Annotated in this window: 20 protein-coding genes; 12 read left to right on the top strand and 8 right to left on the bottom strand. The window is 37.0% G+C overall.

Features of this window, described 5'->3' with window-relative positions; genetic code table 11:
- Positions 1–138 precede the first annotated feature (138 nt).
- Together JF259_RS13575 and JF259_RS13580 are read right to left on the bottom strand one after the other, a co-directional pair.
- Positions 139–1,119 carry a LuxE/PaaK family acyltransferase gene (locus JF259_RS13575; RefSeq protein WP_199115924.1) on the bottom strand — a complete coding sequence of 327 codons (981 nt, stop codon included), beginning with the start codon at positions 1,117–1,119 and terminating at the stop codon, positions 139–141.
- A gap of 96 nt (positions 1,120–1,215) precedes the next feature.
- Positions 1,216–1,557 carry a T9SS type A sorting domain-containing protein gene (locus JF259_RS13580; protein WP_199115926.1) on the bottom strand — a complete coding sequence of 114 codons (342 nt, stop codon included), beginning with the start codon at positions 1,555–1,557 and terminating at the stop codon, positions 1,216–1,218.
- A gap of 205 nt (positions 1,558–1,762) precedes the next feature.
- Here JF259_RS13580 and JF259_RS13585 point away from each other — a divergent pair, with 205 nt between their 5' ends.
- Positions 1,763–2,443: a response regulator transcription factor gene (locus JF259_RS13585; RefSeq protein ID WP_199115928.1), complete on the top strand. Its 681-nt coding sequence runs from the start codon at positions 1,763–1,765 to the stop codon at positions 2,441–2,443.
- Complete coding sequence (locus JF259_RS13590; protein ID WP_199115929.1) at positions 2,443–3,486, top strand: sensor histidine kinase; 1,044 nt, start codon at positions 2,443–2,445, stop codon at positions 3,484–3,486. Before JF259_RS13585 ends, JF259_RS13590 begins: the two co-directional genes overlap by 1 nt.
- Here JF259_RS13590 and JF259_RS13595 read toward each other — a convergent pair.
- Positions 3,460–4,515 (bottom strand): glycosyltransferase, encoded by a 1,056-nt coding sequence (locus JF259_RS13595; RefSeq protein WP_199115931.1) that lies wholly within the window; start codon positions 4,513–4,515, stop codon positions 3,460–3,462. The genes JF259_RS13590 and JF259_RS13595 overlap by 27 nt on opposite strands.
- Before the next feature lie 155 nt (positions 4,516–4,670).
- On the opposite strand from JF259_RS13595, the gene trmB reads away from it, so the two are divergent.
- From trmB to JF259_RS13625, 6 genes are all read left to right on the top strand, one after another.
- Positions 4,671–5,348 carry a tRNA (guanosine(46)-N7)-methyltransferase TrmB gene (gene trmB / locus JF259_RS13600; RefSeq protein ID WP_199115933.1) on the top strand — a complete coding sequence of 226 codons (678 nt, stop codon included), beginning with the start codon at positions 4,671–4,673 and terminating at the stop codon, positions 5,346–5,348.
- Positions 5,348–5,977 carry a LysE family transporter gene (locus JF259_RS13605; protein ID WP_199115934.1) on the top strand — a complete coding sequence of 210 codons (630 nt, stop codon included), beginning with the start codon at positions 5,348–5,350 and terminating at the stop codon, positions 5,975–5,977. Before trmB ends, JF259_RS13605 begins: the two co-directional genes overlap by 1 nt.
- Position 5,978: 1 nt before the next feature.
- Positions 5,979–6,308: an MGMT family protein gene (locus JF259_RS13610; protein ID WP_199115936.1), complete on the top strand. Its 330-nt coding sequence runs from the start codon at positions 5,979–5,981 to the stop codon at positions 6,306–6,308.
- 387 nt (positions 6,309–6,695) lie between these two features.
- On the top strand, positions 6,696–7,832 hold the full coding sequence (locus tag JF259_RS13615; protein WP_199115938.1) for an Mrp/NBP35 family ATP-binding protein: 1,137 nt from the start codon (positions 6,696–6,698) through the stop codon (positions 7,830–7,832).
- Between the two features lie 3 nt (positions 7,833–7,835).
- Positions 7,836–8,078 carry a NifU family protein gene (locus tag JF259_RS13620; protein WP_199115940.1) on the top strand — a complete coding sequence of 81 codons (243 nt, stop codon included), beginning with the start codon at positions 7,836–7,838 and terminating at the stop codon, positions 8,076–8,078.
- A gap of 125 nt (positions 8,079–8,203) precedes the next feature.
- Complete coding sequence (locus JF259_RS13625; RefSeq protein WP_199115942.1) at positions 8,204–8,536, top strand: 2Fe-2S iron-sulfur cluster-binding family protein; 333 nt, start codon at positions 8,204–8,206, stop codon at positions 8,534–8,536.
- A 42-nt stretch (positions 8,537–8,578) separates the two neighbouring features.
- On the opposite strand, the gene JF259_RS13630 is transcribed toward JF259_RS13625, so the two are convergent.
- On the bottom strand, positions 8,579–9,760 hold the full coding sequence (locus JF259_RS13630) for a glycoside hydrolase family 18 protein (protein WP_199115943.1): 1,182 nt from the start codon (positions 9,758–9,760) through the stop codon (positions 8,579–8,581).
- 88 nt (positions 9,761–9,848) lie between these two features.
- Entirely contained in the window at positions 9,849–11,027 is a 1,179-nt protein-coding gene (locus tag JF259_RS13635; protein ID WP_199115945.1) for an acyl-CoA dehydrogenase family protein, read from the bottom strand.
- 288 nt (positions 11,028–11,315) lie between these two features.
- Here JF259_RS13635 and JF259_RS13640 point away from each other — a divergent pair, with 288 nt between their 5' ends.
- From JF259_RS13640 to JF259_RS13655, 4 genes are read left to right on the top strand one after another with little or no spacing between them, the layout of a single operon-like run.
- A complete protein-coding gene (locus JF259_RS13640) occupies positions 11,316–14,018 on the top strand; it encodes a DUF1553 domain-containing protein (protein WP_199115947.1) in 2,703 nt (900 codons plus the stop codon).
- A gap of 10 nt (positions 14,019–14,028) precedes the next feature.
- Entirely contained in the window at positions 14,029–15,498 is a 1,470-nt protein-coding gene (locus tag JF259_RS13645) for a DUF1501 domain-containing protein (protein WP_199115948.1), read from the top strand.
- A 17-nt stretch (positions 15,499–15,515) separates the two neighbouring features.
- Positions 15,516–16,424 carry a sugar phosphate isomerase/epimerase family protein gene (locus tag JF259_RS13650; RefSeq protein WP_199115951.1) on the top strand — a complete coding sequence of 303 codons (909 nt, stop codon included), beginning with the start codon at positions 15,516–15,518 and terminating at the stop codon, positions 16,422–16,424.
- Positions 16,425–16,450: 26 nt separating this feature from the next.
- Entirely contained in the window at positions 16,451–17,827 is a 1,377-nt protein-coding gene (locus JF259_RS13655; RefSeq protein WP_199115953.1) for a DUF2231 domain-containing protein, read from the top strand.
- A gap of 3 nt (positions 17,828–17,830) precedes the next feature.
- Here the strand turns inward: JF259_RS13655 and JF259_RS13660 are convergent, their stop codons facing one another.
- The 3 genes from JF259_RS13660 to JF259_RS13670 all read right to left on the bottom strand — a co-directional run bounded on the left by JF259_RS13660 (position 17,831) and on the right by JF259_RS13670 (position 19,725).
- A complete protein-coding gene (locus JF259_RS13660) occupies positions 17,831–18,493 on the bottom strand; it encodes a tRNA1(Val) (adenine(37)-N6)-methyltransferase (protein ID WP_199116010.1) in 663 nt (220 codons plus the stop codon).
- Positions 18,494–18,556: 63 nt separating this feature from the next.
- Positions 18,557–19,081, bottom strand: a complete 525-nt coding sequence (gene rimM, locus JF259_RS13665) for a ribosome maturation factor RimM (protein WP_199115955.1) — start codon at positions 19,079–19,081, stop codon at positions 18,557–18,559.
- Positions 19,082–19,221: 140 nt separating this feature from the next.
- Entirely contained in the window at positions 19,222–19,725 is a 504-nt protein-coding gene (locus tag JF259_RS13670) for a 30S ribosomal protein S16 (RefSeq protein WP_199115957.1), read from the bottom strand.
- Between the last annotated feature and the right edge of the window lie 13 nt (positions 19,726–19,738).

The raw sequence follows: 19,738 nt of genomic DNA on the forward strand, positions 1-19,738 counted from the left end.
CTGATCAAAAAAATCAGGCCTATAGCTTAACCAACCAACTAAAAATAAAAATCAAATTTTTCTTTTTATAGCATAAGGTTGGTCGTAAATGTTTTGAAAACCTAACAAAAGAGTTGATTTATTTTTTGGTCAAGTTGTTTAAAGCACCATCAAATTACAACCACGAATGTCTGAGTTGTCAAAACGGCCTATTACTTCGAAACTTCCATCTTCGTAACTACGCCCCAAATCTTGGGTTGCAATAAAAGAGCAGGAGTTAATATTGGCAAGATCAATAACATTTATGCCACCGGTCTTACCAAAATCTTGAATGCTCAATGGGTCTTCAGTTTCACGTGTTAAAATACGCATCCAGGGCGGACAATTAAATAAACCATTACCTTTAGAATATCCTTGGCTTAACAGTTCGGTCATGCCATATTCGCTATGTATTGTATTAACACCAAAACCTGATTTAAGAATATCGTGTAGTTCTTCTCGAATTAATTCTTTTCTGCGCCCTTTCATGCCTCCAGTTTCCATAACGATTGTATGTTTAAGGTTGAACTGATGGGCTTCAATCAAGTCTAAAAGAGCAAAGGAAACGCCAATGAGAAGTGTTTTCCTTCCTTGTGCTTCTAGTGTCTTAATTGTTTGTATTAATTCTGGGATATTATTTAAATAAAAGCCGCTTTCTTTATGACCTGATCTAGTAATCAAGTCGCTAACCATATATATTAAAGAAGAGCCTTCGCGTTCAAAATAAGAAGGGAGTAAGGCTAGGGTCACATATTCCTCTATGCCTCCGTAAAATTGTTGAAACCCTTTGGAAAAACTCTCTTTATAAACACTTAAATCTGTTACATGGTGCTTGCTTACTTTACTCCCGGTTGTCCCTGAGCTTGTAAATATAGATTGGGTGGCAGCTTGTTTGCTTATTATGGTATGTGTTTTAAAGAAATGTATTGGTAAAAATGGGATATCCTGAATTGTCTTTATGTCTGCTGGGTGTTTGAATAGCAAATCACAAAACGAACGGTATACTTTGTTATGGTTAAACTGAAAGTTGAAAACTTGTAAAGCACACGTTTCAAAATCAGTTTCAGATTTTATGCTAAAAATGTTTTTTAGGTCTATCATTAAAAAACAAATAGGTGTATTGTAATGTTATACAAAAGTATATAAAATAAAAAGCGCTACCATATCGGTAACGCTTTAAGGTTTATGTTTGAAAATTTATTTTATAACTAATTTTCTGGTTTCACTAACAGTTCCTTCTGTTATTTTTAAAATGTATACCCCTTTGCTAAATTGGGATATATTTAATTCTTTGCCTGTTAACATCGTTACGTAAATTTGTTTTCCTAATACATTAAAAAACTGAACCTTTTTAGTCAAATTTCGTTTAGATGTAATATATATATAGGTTTTTCCGTTACTAACAGGGTTAGGATATATTGAAAGACCATCAATATTTTGATGAATAGAAGGGTTTGTAGCATTGCTTTGGGAAAACCCGATTTGGGTTGTAAAGCATGCTAAGGTTATTAATAAAATAAAAAAGTAGTTTTTTTGCATAGTTTCTATTCAACAATATAAATGTAATAAATATTAACAAAAGTTGTACCAAAAAAGTGTTAAAGATTTATACGGTTCGTCGAAAGATTACCTTTGTGTAAGGTGTGTGTTATGGTAATGTTATTAATTGTTTGATTTTAACAAAATTGTGTTATTAGTTTTATCTTTACTTCAAAAAATAAAGCATACATTAATTATCAATAAAATGACTGAGAAAGATATTAAAATACTGCTAGTAGATGATGAGCCCGATATTTTAGAGATTGTGGGTTATAACTTATCAAATGAGGGCTATCAGGTAATTACGGCAGAGAATGGTCATGAAGGTGTAAAAAAGGCAAAGAAAGAACTTCCACATTTAATTATTCTTGATGTAATGATGCCGGAAATGGATGGTATCGAGGCTTGTGAGCTTATTAGGAAACATCCAGAATTAAAGCATTCCATCGTTACATTTTTAACTGCAAGAGGAGAAGATTATTCGCAAGTAGCTGGTTTTGATGCGGGTGCAGATGACTATATAACAAAACCTATAAAGCCTAAAGTGTTGGTGAGTAAAGTCAAAGCTTTGTTAAGACGTTTTAAGCAAGAAGAAAACGATACAACCGTAAAATTAGGTAATCTGGTTATCGATAGAGATGAATATAAGATCATTTTAAAAGGAAAAGAGATTGTCCTACCAAGAAAAGAATTTGAATTATTATCTTTATTGGCATCAAAGCCGGGAAAAGTGTTTAAGCGTGAAGATATTCTTGATACGGTATGGGGTAACGAAGTAGTTGTTGGTGGACGGACTATCGATGTGCATATTCGTAAGCTACGTGAAAAAATTGGTGACGATAGTTTTAAAACAGTTAAAGGTGTTGGTTATAAGTTTGTTGATTGATGCGGACAAAATTTAAAAGGTCATATAAATTTGCAATTAAAACATCGTTTTATATTACACTCTTTATAACGCTCTTAACGAGTGTTTTTTTATACTATTTCTTTGAGTTTAAATGGGGAGCTATAATTGTTTTTGCCATTACGACATATCTATTCTCATTTTTTGTAATTCAGTTTAGGGTCGAGCGATTTATTTACAAACGTGTAAAGAAAATATACGATGATTTAACGCTATTGGAATCCACGAGCTTTAGCAAAGGTCCTATAACTACAGACATGCAAACCCTTACTCATGAAATTGATAAGTTTGCGCGTGATAAAAAGTTGGAAATAGAAGCACTTAAAATACGAGAGAAATACAGAAAAGAGTTTCTAGGGAATGTTTCGCACGAATTAAAAACACCATTGTTTACGGTTCAAGGTTATATATTAACCCTGTTAGATGGTGCCATGAACGATAAGAACATTCGGGAAAAATATTTGGAACGTGCCAGTAAAGGTGTTGAACGATTAAGTTATATAATTAAAGATTTAGATATGATCACTAAGCTGGAAACAGGTGATTTAAGTCTAAACATGGTAACGTTTGATATTGTTGAATTGGTGAAAAGTGTTTTTGAAATGTTAGAGATGAAAGCTAACAAAAAGAAGATTACATTAACTTTTGATACCGATTATCCTAAGCCTATATTGATTAAAGCAGATAAAGAACGCATTCAGCAGGTGTTGGTCAACCTTATTGTAAACTCTTTAAAATATGGTAGGGAAAAAGGAACTACCGAGGTAAGTATTGAAAACCTTATAAAAAATAAGGTAATTATACGGGTAACCGATAATGGAGAAGGCATTGAAGAAAAACATTTGCCACGTTTATTTGAACGGTTTTATAGGGTCGATAAAAGCGGTTCTAGAAAAGAAGGCGGTTCTGGATTGGGGCTCTCTATAGTAAAACATATAATAGAAGCGCATGGCGAGAAGATATATGTAGAAAGTGAGTTTGGTGTAGGTAGTGAATTTTCATTTACACTCGAAAAGGCTAAATAGGTTCTTAAAATCGGGTTTATATTCCATAGTGCTTAAGCCTTTATAGGAAGAAGCATGTTTAATTTTATCCAATGTAAACGATTTTTGACTGCAACTTGCAACTAAGCCTTGATCGCTTAGACGTTTTGCTAAATATTCCTGTTCCGATTGCCCAGGGGTAGGTATAAAAAAAGCTTGCTTATTCAGTTTTGCCAAATCCATAATAGTAGTATAACCAGACCGGGCAATAACCAATTCACTTTCATTTATAGTTTTTTCTAACAAATCAGAAGTCATAAAATTATAAATGGTCATGTTTCCCACCGTTTCTATAGTCTGTTCTTTTTCCATGATACCTTTTACAAAAACCACTCTACCATTGTAATTGTTTAAAGCTTTAAAGAGTATTGTTTCTAAAAGGGAGCGCTGTGGTTCCGGTCCTGAGAGAAGCACTAAGATGTCGTTGACCATTGGGGTGTTTTTTGTTTCAAATCGACTTAAAGGGCCTATGTGGTATGTAGGTATCTCATATGTTTTAGGATGTCCCAACTTTCCGCTTAAGTTAATATCACCTTTGGAGTCCGGTACCCAGCAAGCATCAAACTGTTTAATAAAATGCAGGTGGATTTTTGTGCTAAACCATGTTGTGTAACCACTCAAAACATTTAGTTGGTGTGTTATGAAAACAGAAGGGACTTTTCTGCCGTAAACGCCCAGCCTGTTGTCCGAAATAATGCCCTTTACATGGTAAGTGTTAACAATTCTATCTATAATTTGTTTCTCTGTGTTAATCGCTTTTAGTAGTCGAGGCGTTGTTTTAAGAATTTTTAATTTAAAGTGTTTTCCGTTTTTGGGATATGTAATATTATATGCAGGTAACTCAATTGCTATAAGTTTAGGGAATTCCTTTTTAAGGAGGGATAGTGCATTGCCATCGCTGGCAAGTATTGGTGTGTAGCCGTAATCGGATAGCGCTTTGATAATTGGGATACAGCGCGTCGCATGTCCTAACCCCCAATGTAACGGAGCTACTAAAATTCGTTTACCCATGGCTGTCTTTTATTGTCCCTTTTAACCCTTTTCGATTTGTAAAAAAGGGGAAAGCATCTTTTGATAACACTTTATTTAACTTTTTACCGAATTCAAAGATAAGCATATATACACTCTCATATATTTCCTTAATTTTACCAAAATTTTAAATAAAAGTGGGAAGTAAGAACAAGCTCAAGCGATTTAGGGAAAATGAAACCTTTGGAAATGTTTATCAACCAACAAGAGATGAGTTGGTTGACGAAAAGTTTGCATTAAAAGGTAATTGGAATGCAACAGTTTTTAGGAATGAAAACCCTTTGGTTTTGGAGTTGGGCTGTGGTAAAGGAGAATATTCTATTGCATTGGCTAAGAAGTATCCAAATAAAAACTTTATAGGTATAGATATAAAAGGAGCTCGTTTTTGGAGAGGTGCTAAGACTGCTGTAGAAGATGAAATTCCTAACGTAGCGTTTTTGAGAACGCAGATAGAGCTAATACAATATGCTTTTGCCGAAAATGAAGTAGATGAAATTTGGATTACTTTTCCAGATCCCCAAATAAAATATAAGCGCACAAAACACCGTATGACCAATGCTGCGTTTTTGGAGCGATATAAAAAGATATTAAAACCTGAGGGCGTTGTTAATTTAAAAACCGATAGTGAGTTTATGCACGGTTATACCTTAGGCCTGTTACATGGGGCGGGGCATGAAGTGTTGTATGCCAATCATAATGTGTATAAGCTAGAAGGAAGTCCCGAAGACGTTACGAGCGTGCAAACCTTTTACGAAACGCAATACCTAGAGCAAGAAAAACCAATTACGTATATTAGATTCAAAATTAAAGCTTAGTGAATTTAACATTAGTTTTTTTCTTGGGATTGGTTATTGCGCTTATTGGTGTTATTCCTCCAGGACTGCTTAATATGACTGCGGCTAAAATAAGTTTAAAAGAAGGGCATGTTAGGGGTATTATGTTTTCGGTTGGAGTATGCTTAATTGTAATAGTTCAAACGTATGTTGCTGCTATTTTTGCTCGGTATTTAAGTAGTCATTTAGAGATTGTAGATATTCTTCAGCGTGTAGCTTTTGTGATTTTTGTTTTAATAACGGTATATTTTTTACTTATTGCCAAAAAGCAACCTAAGCAACAAATTGAGCCTCGTGTACGAAGTAAACATAGTCGTTTTTTTCAAGGTTTGTTTCTGTCCAGTATTAATGTGTTTCCTATTCCATATCAAGCTTATATGACCGTTACTTTGGCTTCTTTTGGTTGGTTGAAGTTTGACCAAACAAGCATTATATCTTATGTAGCTGGAGCCGCTATGGGAACCTTTGTGATGCTGTATGTTTATATTTTTTTCTTCGATAAAATTAAAGATAAATCCATAACGTCGCAAAAGAGCATGAATTACCTTATAGGAGGCATTACAGGTGTTATCTCGATAGTTACTTTAATCAATATTATTAAGGAATTATAAGGTGAAACCAGAAACGTTAAATTTTTTTGATAAAGTTTATGAAGTAGCTAGGCAAATCCCATATGGTCGGGTTACGAGCTACGGCGCCATAGCGAATTACCTTGGTGCTGCTAGGAGTGCCCGAATGGTTGGTTATGCTATGAACGGATCTGCCGGAAAAGACGTGCCAGCTCATCGTGTGGTTAATAGAAAAGGTTTACTTACAGGGAAGCATCATTTTGAAGGCACTAATCTCATGCAACAACTTTTGGAGAATGAAGGAGTGGTGGTAATAGATAATCAAATTCAAGACTTTAATCAGGTGTTTTGGGATCCGGCAAAGGAACTTTAAGAGACTGTTTAAAATTCGTTTTTGAAATTTGTTATAGGTCATTTTTTTGCCAATTAAGGCTTTAAAACCAGAGTTTAGCAACGCTAAATGAGGATTTTCATAACGAAAAGTGGTGAAAAAAGGGGCATAACAAAACCAAAAGGTGGAATTTAAACAGTCTCTAACAATTCAGAATTAAATGTAATTGGTTTTCTTCTTTGTGAAAAAGATTAAACACTTCTTTAGTTCGATAAATTTTACAAATATTTACATCAATAAAACTTTTAACTCCTGTCTTCTGTCTTCCAGCTTTATTACATATATTTGCATCTTAGAATGATTCTTAATAATTGAAAAGGAACCGATTAGAGTATAAACCTTTTAATTTGGTTTCCATTATCTCATAAAATGAAGCTCAATAAAAAAGATATATTAAAAGCACTTGAATCCATTACGGTGCCAGGAGAAGGCCAAAATATGGTAGAGAGTGGTGCTGTGAAAAATGTTGTGACTTTTGGCGACGAGGTTATTGTAGATTTAACTATAAAAAATCCTAGTTTGCAAGCAAAAAAGCGAACTGAAGTAGATGTTTTAAAAACAATACACGAACAGGTTTATGAAAAGGCTAAAATTACAGTTAATGTAAAAGTCGATGCACCAGCCCAGCCAGCAAAAAATGTAATAAAGGGGAAACCAGTACCCGGTATACAAAATATTGTGGCTGTAGCTTCAGGAAAAGGTGGCGTTGGAAAATCTACTGTTACTGCAAATTTAGCAGTAAGTCTTGCTAAAATGGGATTTAAAGTAGGTGTGTTAGACGCCGATATTTATGGGCCTTCCATTCCTATTATGTTCGATGTAGAAGCAGAAAGACCTCTAGCTGTTAATATAGATGGGAAGTCTAAAATGAAGCCAGTTGAAAACCATGGTGTTAAAGTGCTTTCTATTGGTTTTTTCACTAAGCCTAATCAAGCTGTTGTTTGGAGAGGGCCTATGGCAGCAAAAGCCTTAAATCAGATGATTTTTGATGCGCATTGGGGGGAACTTGATTTTATGTTGATCGATTTGCCACCAGGAACAGGAGACATACACTTAAGTATTATGCAATCCCTTCCTATTACGGGTGCGGTAATTGTTAGTACACCTCAAAATGTAGCTTTAGCCGATGCAAAAAAGGGTGTGGCTATGTTTCAGCAGGAAAGTATTAATGTGCCAGTTTTAGGGCTTATAGAAAATATGGCTTATTTTACGCCAGATGAATTACCGGATAATAAATACTATATCTTTGGTAAAGAAGGAGCAAGAAATTTAGCCGAAGATCTTAAAGTTCCTTTTTTGGGAGAGATTCCGTTGGTGCAGAGTATTCGTGAGGCAGGAGATGTAGGTCGTCCAGCCGCTTTACAAACGGCAACACCTTTGGAGCGTGCTTTTGAAGTGTTGACTCAAAATGTGGTGCAGGAGGTTGTAAGACGAAATGATAGTTTGCCTCCAACCGAAGCAATAAAAATTACAACAATGGCTGGTTGCTCAGCAGTTAAAAAATAGCAGATGACTTCAGAAGAATTAAGACTAAATGTTGAAAAAGCCTTAGATGAGATTCGTCCGTTTCTACAAAGTGATGGTGGCGATATTTCGTTGTTATCCATTGAAAACGGTTCATTGGTAAAAGTTCAGCTTCAAGGGGCGTGCGTGGGATGTAGTGTAAATCAAATGACACTTAAATCAGGGGTCGAAATGACCATCAAAAAATACGCACCGCAAATAGAACAGGTTATTAATATTGAAGTTTAATAATTCTAGCTTTTTAAACTCCTTGGAAATTCCCATAAATTATACCTTATAAAACACATTATATTCCCATGAATTAATTTTATGGCAATAAATATTAAATTAAGTTTACGAAAAGAAATTAAATAATGGATCAGGACGTTAATATTAAAATTATAGACAGAGATGGTGTAGCACACGATATTGTTGCTCCAACCGATATGGCAATGAATCTTATGGAGGTAGTTAGGTCCTACGAATTAGCTCCTGAGGGAACAATAGGTGTTTGTGGCGGTATGGCTATGTGTGCCTCTTGTCAGTGTTATGTGTTGAGTGATACAGAATTGCCTGAAATGAGCGACGATGAAGAAGCTATGCTGTCTGAAGCCTTTGATGTTAAAGAAAATAGTAGATTGGGTTGCCAAATACCAATTACGCCAGAAATGGAAGGCTTAGAAGTTGAATTGGCTCCTGAAAGTTAAAATTATTTGGGATATTGGAGTAAAAGACTTGCTTAAAAGAACTTAGTGCTCTTTTAAGGAGGTTTGGTAGATCGCATCCAAAAGACTATTACTATCTTTAGTGTCTTGACTAAGCTGCCAAAACATAATGCCTCCTAGTCTGTGTTTTTTAACATAAGATGTTTTTAATCTCACAGATACAGTATCATCGTAGCTTATAAAAATACTATCTTTTTTATTAAATAAGTATGGTGCCTTAGCTATAGTGTCCCAGTATCTTTCGAAATTTTTGTTCTTCTCATATTTTGCTCTTATTTCACTATAGGTTATAGCGTCAACATAGGAGCCTTTATTAGTTTGGTAAAGGCCGTTGTTTTTATTGGGAACGCCTTTCCAGGTACGGCTGTAAAATGCAGAGCCCAATACAATTTGTTCAGGTTTAACACCTTTATTTATACAGTAGTCTACAATCATCTCGGCAGAATTTAACTCATAAGTCGATTTTTGAGTTTTACTTTTTATAATAGAATCTGCAGGTGTTCCTTTTATATGTTCAGCCTTAATTTGCCCTAATGCAGTATGATGACCTGTATATGGAGACGATGATCCAACGAGGTCGTAAGTCATAATATTCATGTAATTTACATATTTCATTACTTCTTGGAGCTCTATGTTCTTATAGTAGTTTTTCCATCCAGCAGAAGCAAATGTTAAGGTTTGTTTTCTGTTTAATGTGTTTAGGGCTTCTCTTAACTCTTTTGTTAAAAGTGAGAAATTTTGTTTGTCTTCTGGTCGTGCTTTGGTGTTTGCTGCAGGGATGGTTGGGTATTCCCAATCTATATCAATACCATCCAATTGGTATTTCGTGTTAAAATTAATAACACTTTTTATGAATTTTTGTCTGTTCACATAAGTATATGCCATATCTGAGAATCCTTTAGATCCCCAGCCTCCACAAGCAATCATTATTTTTAAATTAGGGTGTTTTTCCCTCTCGGAAACAAGCTGACGAAGCTTTTGGTCATAAGCATCATTTGTAAAGACCATTTCATTGTCAACTATTTTAGTAAACGAGAATATGATATGGGTTAGTTTGTCTAAGGGAAGGTCTTCTGGGTGGCTATCGTTATTGGGAACATAGTAAGCCATAATTGCAGTAGTACGATTTTGATGAGAACCGGTTTTGCTGCAATGCACCAATGTTAGTATAACAACTGCGATGAAAAAGTGTTTTAAATATTTCATTAGCCTAATTTACTAATAATTATGGGTAACTGGTAATTAAAGAGGCTGCCTCTTTTAGAAACAGCCTTTTTAAAGTTCTGGAATTTTACTATTTAAAAGCATTAAGTCCGGTAATGTCCAGGCCAGTGATTAGTAAATGGATGTCATGAGTGCCTTCGTAGGTAATAACACTTTCAAGGTTCATGGCATGTCTCATAATACTGTACTCGCCAGTAATACCCATGCCTCCTAATATTTGTCTGGCTTCTCGGGCTATGCTAATGGCCATATCTACATTGTTGCGTTTTGCCATCGATATCTGGGCAGAAGTAGCCTTGTCTTCATTGCGTAATACACCTAATCTCCACGTAAGCAATTGTGCTTTGGTGATTTCCGTTATCATTTCAGCCAGTTTCTTCTGTTGTAATTGAAATTGCCCGATAGGTTTTCCAAACTGTATACGCTCCTTGCTATAGCGTAATGCAGTGTCGTAGCAGTCCATTGCTGCGCCTATGGCGCCCCAAGCGATGCCGTAACGGGCAGAATCCAAACAGCCTAGAGGCGCGCCTAACCCAGATTTATTAGGTAATAAATTTTCTTTTGGTATTTTAACGTTGTCAAAAATAAGCTCACCGGTTGCAGAGGCACGAAGCGACCATTTGTTATGTGTTTCAGGAGTTGAAAAACCTTCCATGCCTCGCTCAACAATTAACCCATGAATGCGGTTATTCTCGTCTTTTGCCCAAACAATGGCTATTTGCGCAAACGGTGCGTTACTAATCCACATTTTGGCACCATTTAATAAATAATGGTCGCCCTTGTCCTTAAAATTAGTTACCATATCCCCGGGATTGCTTCCATGGTCAGGTTCCGTTAAACCAAAACAACCAATCCATTCACCACTAGCTAATTTTGGAAGGTATTTTTTACGTTGTGCTTCATTGCCATATTTCCAAATGGGATACATCACCAAAGAGGATTGTACCGAGGCTGTAGAACGTATTCCAGAATCGCCACGCTCAATTTCCTGCATAATTAAGCCATACGAAATTTGGTCTAGCCCTGCGCCGCCATATTCTAATGGGATATAAGGGCCAAAAGCTCCAATCTCTGCCAAACCATTAATAGTTTGCATAGGGAATTCAGCTTTTTGGGCATAATCTTCAATAATTGGGGTAATATCTCTTTTTACCCATTCCCGGGCAGCGTCTCGAACTAACTTATGTTCATCAGTAAGTAGATCGTCAAGCTTGTAATAATCCGGTGCTTCGAATAAGTCTGGTTTCATCTGTTATTTTATTTGTTTTTAATTGGTCAGATGCAATTCGCCAACAATCATCCCGGTGATTATCAAGATTTGTTATGGCTCATTTCATGCTCTTTAGTTTATATGCAATGTGTATTCCTTATAATTGATGCGTATTTTTTATTAAATTCGCAATGGGATTCAAATTTAATTAATGCAAGTTAAACAATGGCAAAAAAAGTGTCATTATTAGGTAATTTAGAGTATTTTTAAAATTGAAGAGTTCTGTACATTGCGAAATCATTTTATAATTTAAAAATCTAATAGTTTTTGAAGACGTTTGTTTTAAAATCGATAGGCCTTTGCTATGCATTAGTTTTCATTTTTATTACCTCTTGCAAGGATGATAAAATAGATTTCAATGCGCAAGTAAGACCTATACTTAATAAGAAATGTATTAGCTGCCATGGTGGGGTTAAGCAATCTGGCGGGTTTGGTTTAGTGTTTAGGGAAAACGCCTTGGCTGAAACCATTAATGGTAAGATAGGGATTGTACCAGGACATCCGGACAAGAGTGAAATGATTGCGAGGATTACGCATAAAAACCCTGAAATGCGCATGCCTCTTGAAGCCGATCCCTTAAGTGAAGAGGAGATAGAAACCCTAACCAAATGGATTGAACAAGGAGCAGAATGGCAAGAGCATTGGGCCTATTTAAAACCCCAAGAACCTGAAGTAGCTGTGGACGATTTAGATTGGGGCGTGAACGAAATAGATTATTTTGTGCTTAACAAAATGAAAGCGCATGATTTGTCCCCTAGCGATGAAGCCCAAGCCCATGACTTGGTACGCCGTCTTTATTTAGATGTAATTGGGGTGCCTCCAACTGCCGAACAAGTAAAAGCATTTGTTGAAAACCCTTCCGAAAAAGCCTATGAAGATTTGGTAGATACCCTTTTGCAGTCCCCTAAATACGGTGAACATTGGGCTAGTATGTGGTTGGATTTGGCTAGATATGCAGATTCAAAAGGATATGAAGCCGACAGGCCAAGAGAAATATGGAAGTATCGGGATTGGGTCATAAAAGCGTTTAATGAGGACATGCCGTTCAATCGATTCACTATAGAGCAATTGGCAGGCGATTTGTTGCCTAACCCTACAGAGGAGCAATATATAGCAACCGCTTTCCATAGAAATACATTAAATAACGGTGAAGGTGGTACGGATAATGAAGAATATAGAATATCGTCCGTAATCGATCGTGTTAATACCACATGGGAAGTGTGGCAATCCACAACAATGAGTTGTGTACAATGCCATAGCCATCCTTACGACCCTATAAAACATAAAGAGTATTATACATCCTATGCCTTTTTTAATAATGCAGCCGATTGGGACGTGCCTACGGAACATCCAATTTATAGGGAGTTTGACAGCTTGAGTTCTGCTCAGCTGAAAGATGTAAAAAAATGGGTTGCTCAGGTAGCTTCCAATGATGAAGCAAATAAGTGGGAAGCTTTTATTCGTATTCAAGAACCTAAAATTCGTCCAGAGGATTTTGATGAAACGACCAATACAATACATTATAATAGGTCGAATCAAGATTATATGGAAGTCTATAATGAGGCATTCGTAAAGCTTAAGAACGTTAACTTAAGCAATATTGATAGAATCTATGTGAATTATAGGCAATACACTAAGGACAAAGGTAGACTGCTAATAAAAAAGGACAGTATCAATGGGGCTATAGTGGGGAAAGCTACGCTGAATAAGTCCAATAACTTTACTAATGTGCCTATTGCTATCAAAACAGATGCAAAAACAGCTGATCTGTATTTTCAATTTAAAAGTAATGCAAAGGATTATTTATGTTTTCTGGACGGCTTTTTGTTTGCAGAAAAGTTGCCTGTTGCAGATGATGACATATCTCCGAAGATTTACAACAAAATAGATGCACTGTTAAATACCAGGTTTAAACATTCAACACCGGTAATGGTAGAAAAGCCTAATGACTTTAGCCGATTAACCCAAGTATTCGACCGTGGAAACTGGTTGGTGTTAGGAGATACAGTGAAAACCGATATTCCAAAACTATTTAATGTTAACAACAGGGAATTTAAAAATAGGCTGGATCTTGCCGAATGGTTGGTAAGTGAAGATAATTACCTTACAGGACGGGTTATGGTGAATCGTTTTTGGGCTAAATTATTTGGGAAAGGAATAGTCCTTACTTCGGAAGATTTTGGGACTCTCGGAGAAAAACCAACACATCCTGAGTTGTTGGATTGGCTGGCTTTGCGATTTTCTAAAGACTGGAATTGGAGCATGAAAACCTTGGTTCGAAATATTGTACTATCAGCAACCTATAAACAAAGCTCTGTAATTACTGAGGAAGCGAAGCAAATAGATCCTAATAACCGATGGTTGGCAAGAAGTTCACGTGTACGATTGTCGGCAGAACAAATACGAGATCAAGCATTGGCCGTATCTGGGCTGTTAAGTGATAAAATGTACGGCCCAAGTGTTATGCCACATCAGCCAGAGGGAGTTTGGACAGTTGTTTATAGTAATGATACCTGGCAAACAAGTCCGGGTGAAGATGCTTACCGTAGGGGGCTTTACACGTATTTAAGAAGATCGAGTCCTTACCCTTCATTTATAAGTTTTGATGCTTCCGAAAGAGAATCGTGTTTATCACGACGGATTAACACGAATACCCCCATTCAGGCACTAGTAACCTTAAATGACCCAGTGTATTTTGAAGCAGCCATGCACTTAGCACAGCAAATAGAAGCCTTAGAAGGAAATAATAAACTTAAAGTTGAAACCGCTTATACAAGGGTAATTGGTAAAAAGATTTCACCCGATAAAATGGAGATATTGGTAAAATTGCTTGAAGATACCAAGGCATATTATCAAACACATAAAGAAGAAGCATATCAATTGGTTAAAACAGATAATTTAGAGCTGGCATCACTTACCATAATGATGAATGTTTTGATGAATATGGACGAATTTATTGTAAAAAGCTAAACGGGTAACTATGGATTTATACAACGAAGCGCAAAAGAGAAAGTTAGAGTATACTACAAGAAGACACTTCCTTAAGAAGTGTAGCACCGGTTTAGGAGGTATAGCATTGGCTTCCTTAATGGGGCCACAATATATGTTTGGAGGTAATAATACGGTTAATAGTTTAGACCCGGGGAGTCTTCCTCATTTTTTGCCAAAAGCAAAACGCGTTATCTATTTACATATGGCTGGAGCCCCCTCACAACTAGAGCTGTTTGACTATAAACCAGCATTACAAAAGCTTCACGGATTAGATTGTCCGCAATCGTTATTAGAAGGCAAACGCTTTGCGTTTATACAAGGCGTACCTAAAATGTTGGGGCCGCAATTCAATTTCAAAAAGTACGGTCAATCCGGAACCTATGTGTCGGATGCCTTACCACATTTTAGTGAAATTGTTGACGATGTAGCCATTGTGAAATCAATGCATACCGATGAGTTCAATCATGCACCGGCACAGTTGTTACTACAAACAGGAAGCCCACGTTCTGGAAGGCCGAGTATTGGTGCTTGGGTTACCTATGGACTAGGATCGGAAAACGAAAATTTACCAGGATATATGGTGCTGGTATCGGGAGGGAAAAACCCAAGTGCAGGAAAGAATGCGTGGGGTAGTGGTTTTTTACCTTCAGAATATCAAGGGGTGCAATGTCGTAACTCAGGCGATCCTATCCTTTATGTGTCAAATCCCAATGGGATGAGTCGCGATATTCGTAAAAAGTCACTAGATGCTATTAATGAAATTAACAGATCGCAATACAAGGAGTTTAACGATGACGAAACCTTGTCGCGTATTTCTCAGTATGAGATGGCTTTTAAAATGCAAGTGTCTGTACCAGATGTTATGGATGTCTCTAAAGAACCTGAATATATTCGCGATATGTACGGAGCTAAACAAGGAGAGGCGTCATTTGCAAACAATTGTTTGTTAGCAAGACGTTTAGTGGAGCAAGGTGTGCGTTTTGTTCAGTTATACCACTGGGGATGGGACATGCATGGCGATAGCAAAGCGACATCTTTAAATGAAGGATTAAAAACGAAGTGTGGAGAGGTGGATCAACCCATGGCGGCTCTCGTAAAGGATTTAAAGCAACGCGGACTTTTAGATGATACTTTAGTGGTATGGGGAGGTGAATTTGGGAGAACGCCAATGCGTGAGAATAGAGGTGGCCGCATTATGCCGTATTATGGGAGAGATCATCATACTGAAGCTTATAGTATATGGATGGCCGGTGGCGGTATTAAAGGTGGTATTTCTTACGGAGAAACAGACGAAATAGGGTATTACGGTGTAAAGGACAGGGTACATATTCATGATTTACAAGCTACTATATTGAATCAGTTAGGCATAAACCATGAGAAGTTTACCTATCATTTCCAAGGAAGGGATTTTAGACTTACCGATGTGCATGGTCGTGTCGTTAAAGACCTGCTTGTATAATTAAAGAATCGACATAGATGAAGCAAACAAGACGTCAATTTATAACAACAGCAAGCGCAGCCAGTGCAGGCCTGGTTTTAAGTAGTATGAATTTACCAGAAAAAGTAGTGCCAAAAAAAGGATTCTCCCTCAACATATATGCAACGCGATGGGGCTTTAAAGGTTCTATGGATGCGTTTTGCAAACAAGCAAAACAAGAAGGTTATGACGGTATTGAGGATTGGTTTCCACATAATAAAGCAGACGAAGAAGCTTTGTACGAAGCTTTGGAAAAACACAATTTACGATTTGGAGCGCTAACAGGTAGTGGAGGCGCTGATTTTAACGCTCATAAAGAAAGTTACAGGGACAATTTAAGAAAGGTAATCTCAAGAGAACCAGATTTTATTAATTGTCATGCCGGAAAAGATTACTTTACATTTGAAGAAAGTAAAGAGTTAATGGAATTTGCTGTTCAAGAATCAAAAGCTTCGGGGGTACCGGTTTACCAGGAAACACATCGGGGGCGCATGTTGTTTGCGCCTCATATTTGTAGTCATTTTATAGATGCCATTCCGGATCTTCGGTTAACTCTAGACATTTCACATTGGTGTGTTGTATCCGAAAGCTTGTTGGGAAATCAAAAAGAAACTGTAAACAAAGCATTAAGGCGTACTTCTCATATCCATTCGAGAATAGGGCATGAGGAAGGCGCACAAGTAAGTGAGCCAAGGGCGCCAGAATGGCAAGGAGCAGTCAACGCACATTATGCTTGGTGGGATAAGGTTGTAAATTATAAAAAAGAAGCAGGAGAACCATTAACTATGACTACAGAGTTTGGGCCTGCAAACTATATGTGGACCATGCCATATACAAGGCAACCATTAGCCGATCAATGGGCTATTAATGTGCATATGATGCAAGAATGGCGTAAAAGATATTTGTAGGAACCAGGTTAATATAGTAACGATACATGACATTTTTTTTAGAAACTAATATCTATCAGTTTTTTGGCAGGTTTCACGCTATGCTTGTGCATTTGCCTATTGGCTTCATCATATTGGCCGTCGTGTTTGAGATGCTTGCGCTAAAGAAAAAAATAGATTTAAACAGGGCAATTTCCTATGCATTTTTAGCAGGGGCTTTATCTGGTGTTCTTTCCATTGTTTTAGGTTTAATGTTGGCTTCCGATGGAGGGTATAACGAGGCGACTTTGAATATTCATAAGTGGACGGGGATTACCATGACCATGATAGCATTCCTGCTCTTTTTCATGAAGCGAAAACAGAAAACCCGCCTATGGACTCAAAAGAGCTATCCTGTTTTGGTGATTATACTTGTAGCCCTGTTGTTTGTAGCTGGGCATAATGGAGGTAATTTAACGCATGGATCGGATTATTTATTAGAGCATGCTCCAAATCCTATTAGAGCCTTGGCAGGAATGGAGCCTATTCGGGAGCGTGTAACAGATTTAGATGAGGCCTTGGTTTATGAAGACGTGATACATCCTATTTTTGAGTCTAAATGCAATGTGTGCCATAACAACGACAAGGCTAAAGGCGATTTGTTGCTAACGGATGCAGAAAGCATTTTAAAAGGAGGTAAAAATGGAAACGTTATTGTAGCTGGAAATGCTAACGAAAGTGAACTTTATAGGCGCGTTACTTTAAACCCGACTCATAAAGAGTTTATGCCGACGGAAGGGAGAACTCCACTTACAAATGAAGAAACAATGCTTGTGCAATGGTGGATTGATGAGGGTGCTCATTTTGACAAAAAAGTTGTAGAGTTAAACCTTACCGATCGCATTAAAGCTTATTTAAGGGATGTTGGTATTGGTCTAAAAAAAACGTTTATAGAAAACTTGGATTTAAAGAAGGTTGATGGTAAAGTTATTGAGGCAATTCAAGCAGAAGGCTTTAAGATAAAGCCGGTATCAGGAAACAGTGCCTTGTTGGAAGTAACGTATTCATCATATAATAAAGAACCTATAACGACTAATAAGTTGGAGATGCTTTTGAAAGCCAAGACAAACATTGTATGGTTGGATTTTTCAGGAGTACCCCTAAATGAAGACGTAGTGCCCAAGTTAGGGCAGTTAGAAAATCTTGTAGCCCTTAGAATGAGTAATTCCAACCTTACCGATGCAGGTATAAAAGCATTTGAATCCTTAAAGCATTTGGAATATCTAAACCTTTACGGAAACCCTATAAGTGATGCTAGTTTAGAAAGCCTTCAAAAGCTAAAAGGTCTCCAAAAACTGTATTTATGGAAAACCAATGTTTCAGATGAAGGGATGAAAAGCCTAAAAGCATATCTTGAGGGAGCAACTATCGTTTCCGGATTATAGAAGCTACATTTTTAAGTAGAAGTCTTTGGTGAGATCGATATAGTCTTGGGTATATTGATGTCTGTTAGTCTCAATAATGAGCTCCTTTTGTTGGACAGATGCACTTTTGCTGAATGAAAACTCTATTAAGCTACGCTTTATTTCGGAAGTAGGTGATCCTTTAACCTGCAATATTCTGCATGGAAAAAGCTTAAACTTTGAAGCCAGCGTAATAAAAAAATCACTTTCTTTAAAAGGGACAATCACAGAAAACCTACCCTGTTCTGATAATAATTTAGAAGTGCTTTCAAGTAGGTGCTCAAAAGGCATGGCATCACTAAACCTGGCTATGTCGCGCTGTGTATTATCGGTTTTGTAGTTTTCGGAATAAAACGGTGGATTGGAAACAATAAGATCGTATTTGTCTTCAATTTCATCGGCAAACTCTTCTAGTGAAGCATGATAACAAAATAGGCGATCGTTCCAAGGCGAGTTTTCGAAGTTTTCAGTACATTGTTCGTAAGCAGCATCGTCAATTTCTATGGCGTCAATAAGTTCGGCATAGCTACGCTGCGCCAGCATAAGCGCAATAATACCAGTTCCCGCTCCAATATCTAAAATTGAAAATGGGTTATGGCCTATTGAAGTCCAGGCGCCTAGTAAAACACCATCGGTGCCAATTTTCATAGCACATTGATCTTGTTTTACTTCGAATTGTTTAAATTTAAATGGTTTCACGTTTCGTGATTTCTACAGATACAAATCAATCAGTCCTTCTGGTGTGTTAACAAGAATAGTTTTCTTATCCCTATCTACCTTTATAATGAACGCATCGTTCATAGGAATTAGAATTTCGGTGCCTTCCCTGTCAATTTCAAAAAGTGCTTGGGCGGTCGTGTCGTTTATTCCTTTTATGATGCCTACTTTTCCGAAAGTGGTGTCCTCAATAGAGAAACCTATTACTTCGTGAAAGTAGAATTTATTGCCTTCAAGTTTAGGAAGTAAATCCAAAGGTAAATATAAGTCACTCTTCATGATGGCATCAGCATCAGCTTCGGTGTCGACATCTTCAAATTTAATGCGAAGTAATTCTGATTTATGTAATTGGGAGTCTTCAACAAAAAAAGGAACGAGGTTGTTTCGCAGCTCTACAAAAATAGCATCTAAATGCTCATAGATTTCAGGTTGATCGGTGTCGAGTTTTGCCAGAACTTCACCTTTAAAACTGTACTTCTTTACAATTTTTCCTAAATAAAAACAGTCGTCTTTTTTCATCGATAGTGTCATTTTTGTCATTCCCGCGAAGGCGGGAATCTTAAGTGTTTTAGGTTTCTGTTGTATGGGATTCCCACTTTCGTGGGAATAAAAAACCCCGACGATTTTGTCGGGGTTAAAAGTATAAAAAATATTATTTTTTATTCCTCTTCATTTTTTGCTTCGGTTACTTCTTCAGCAGGAGCTTCTTCCACAACAGGTGCGGCAGCAGCAATTCTAGCATCATTAATAGCCTTTTCAGCTTCTAAAGCTTTAGCTTTTTCGTCAGCCTTAGCCTTCGCTAGGTCTTCAGATTTAGCGCCAACTTTGCCTTCTTTTTCTTCTAACCAAGCATTGAATTTAGCTTCAGCTTGCTCTTCAGTTAAAGCACCTTTTTTAACACCACCAGTAAGGTGATTTTTCAATAAAGCGCCTTTGTAAGATAAAATTGCTTTAGCTGTATCCGTTGGTTGTGCACCATTCTGCAGCCATTTTACAGCACCATCAACACTTAAATCGATTGTTGCTGGATTAGTGTTTGGATTGTAGGTACCCAATTTTTCTAAGTACTTACCATCTCTTTTAGCGCGCGAATCTGCGGCTACGATCCAGTAAAAAGGCTTTCCTTTTTTACCGTGTCTTTGTAATCTAATTTTTACAGGCATAATAATTAATTAA

The sequence above is a fragment of the Snuella sedimenti genome, from assembly GCF_016428595.1.
In the GTDB taxonomy this organism is placed as follows: Bacteria; Bacteroidota; Bacteroidia; order Flavobacteriales; family Flavobacteriaceae; genus Snuella; species Snuella sedimenti.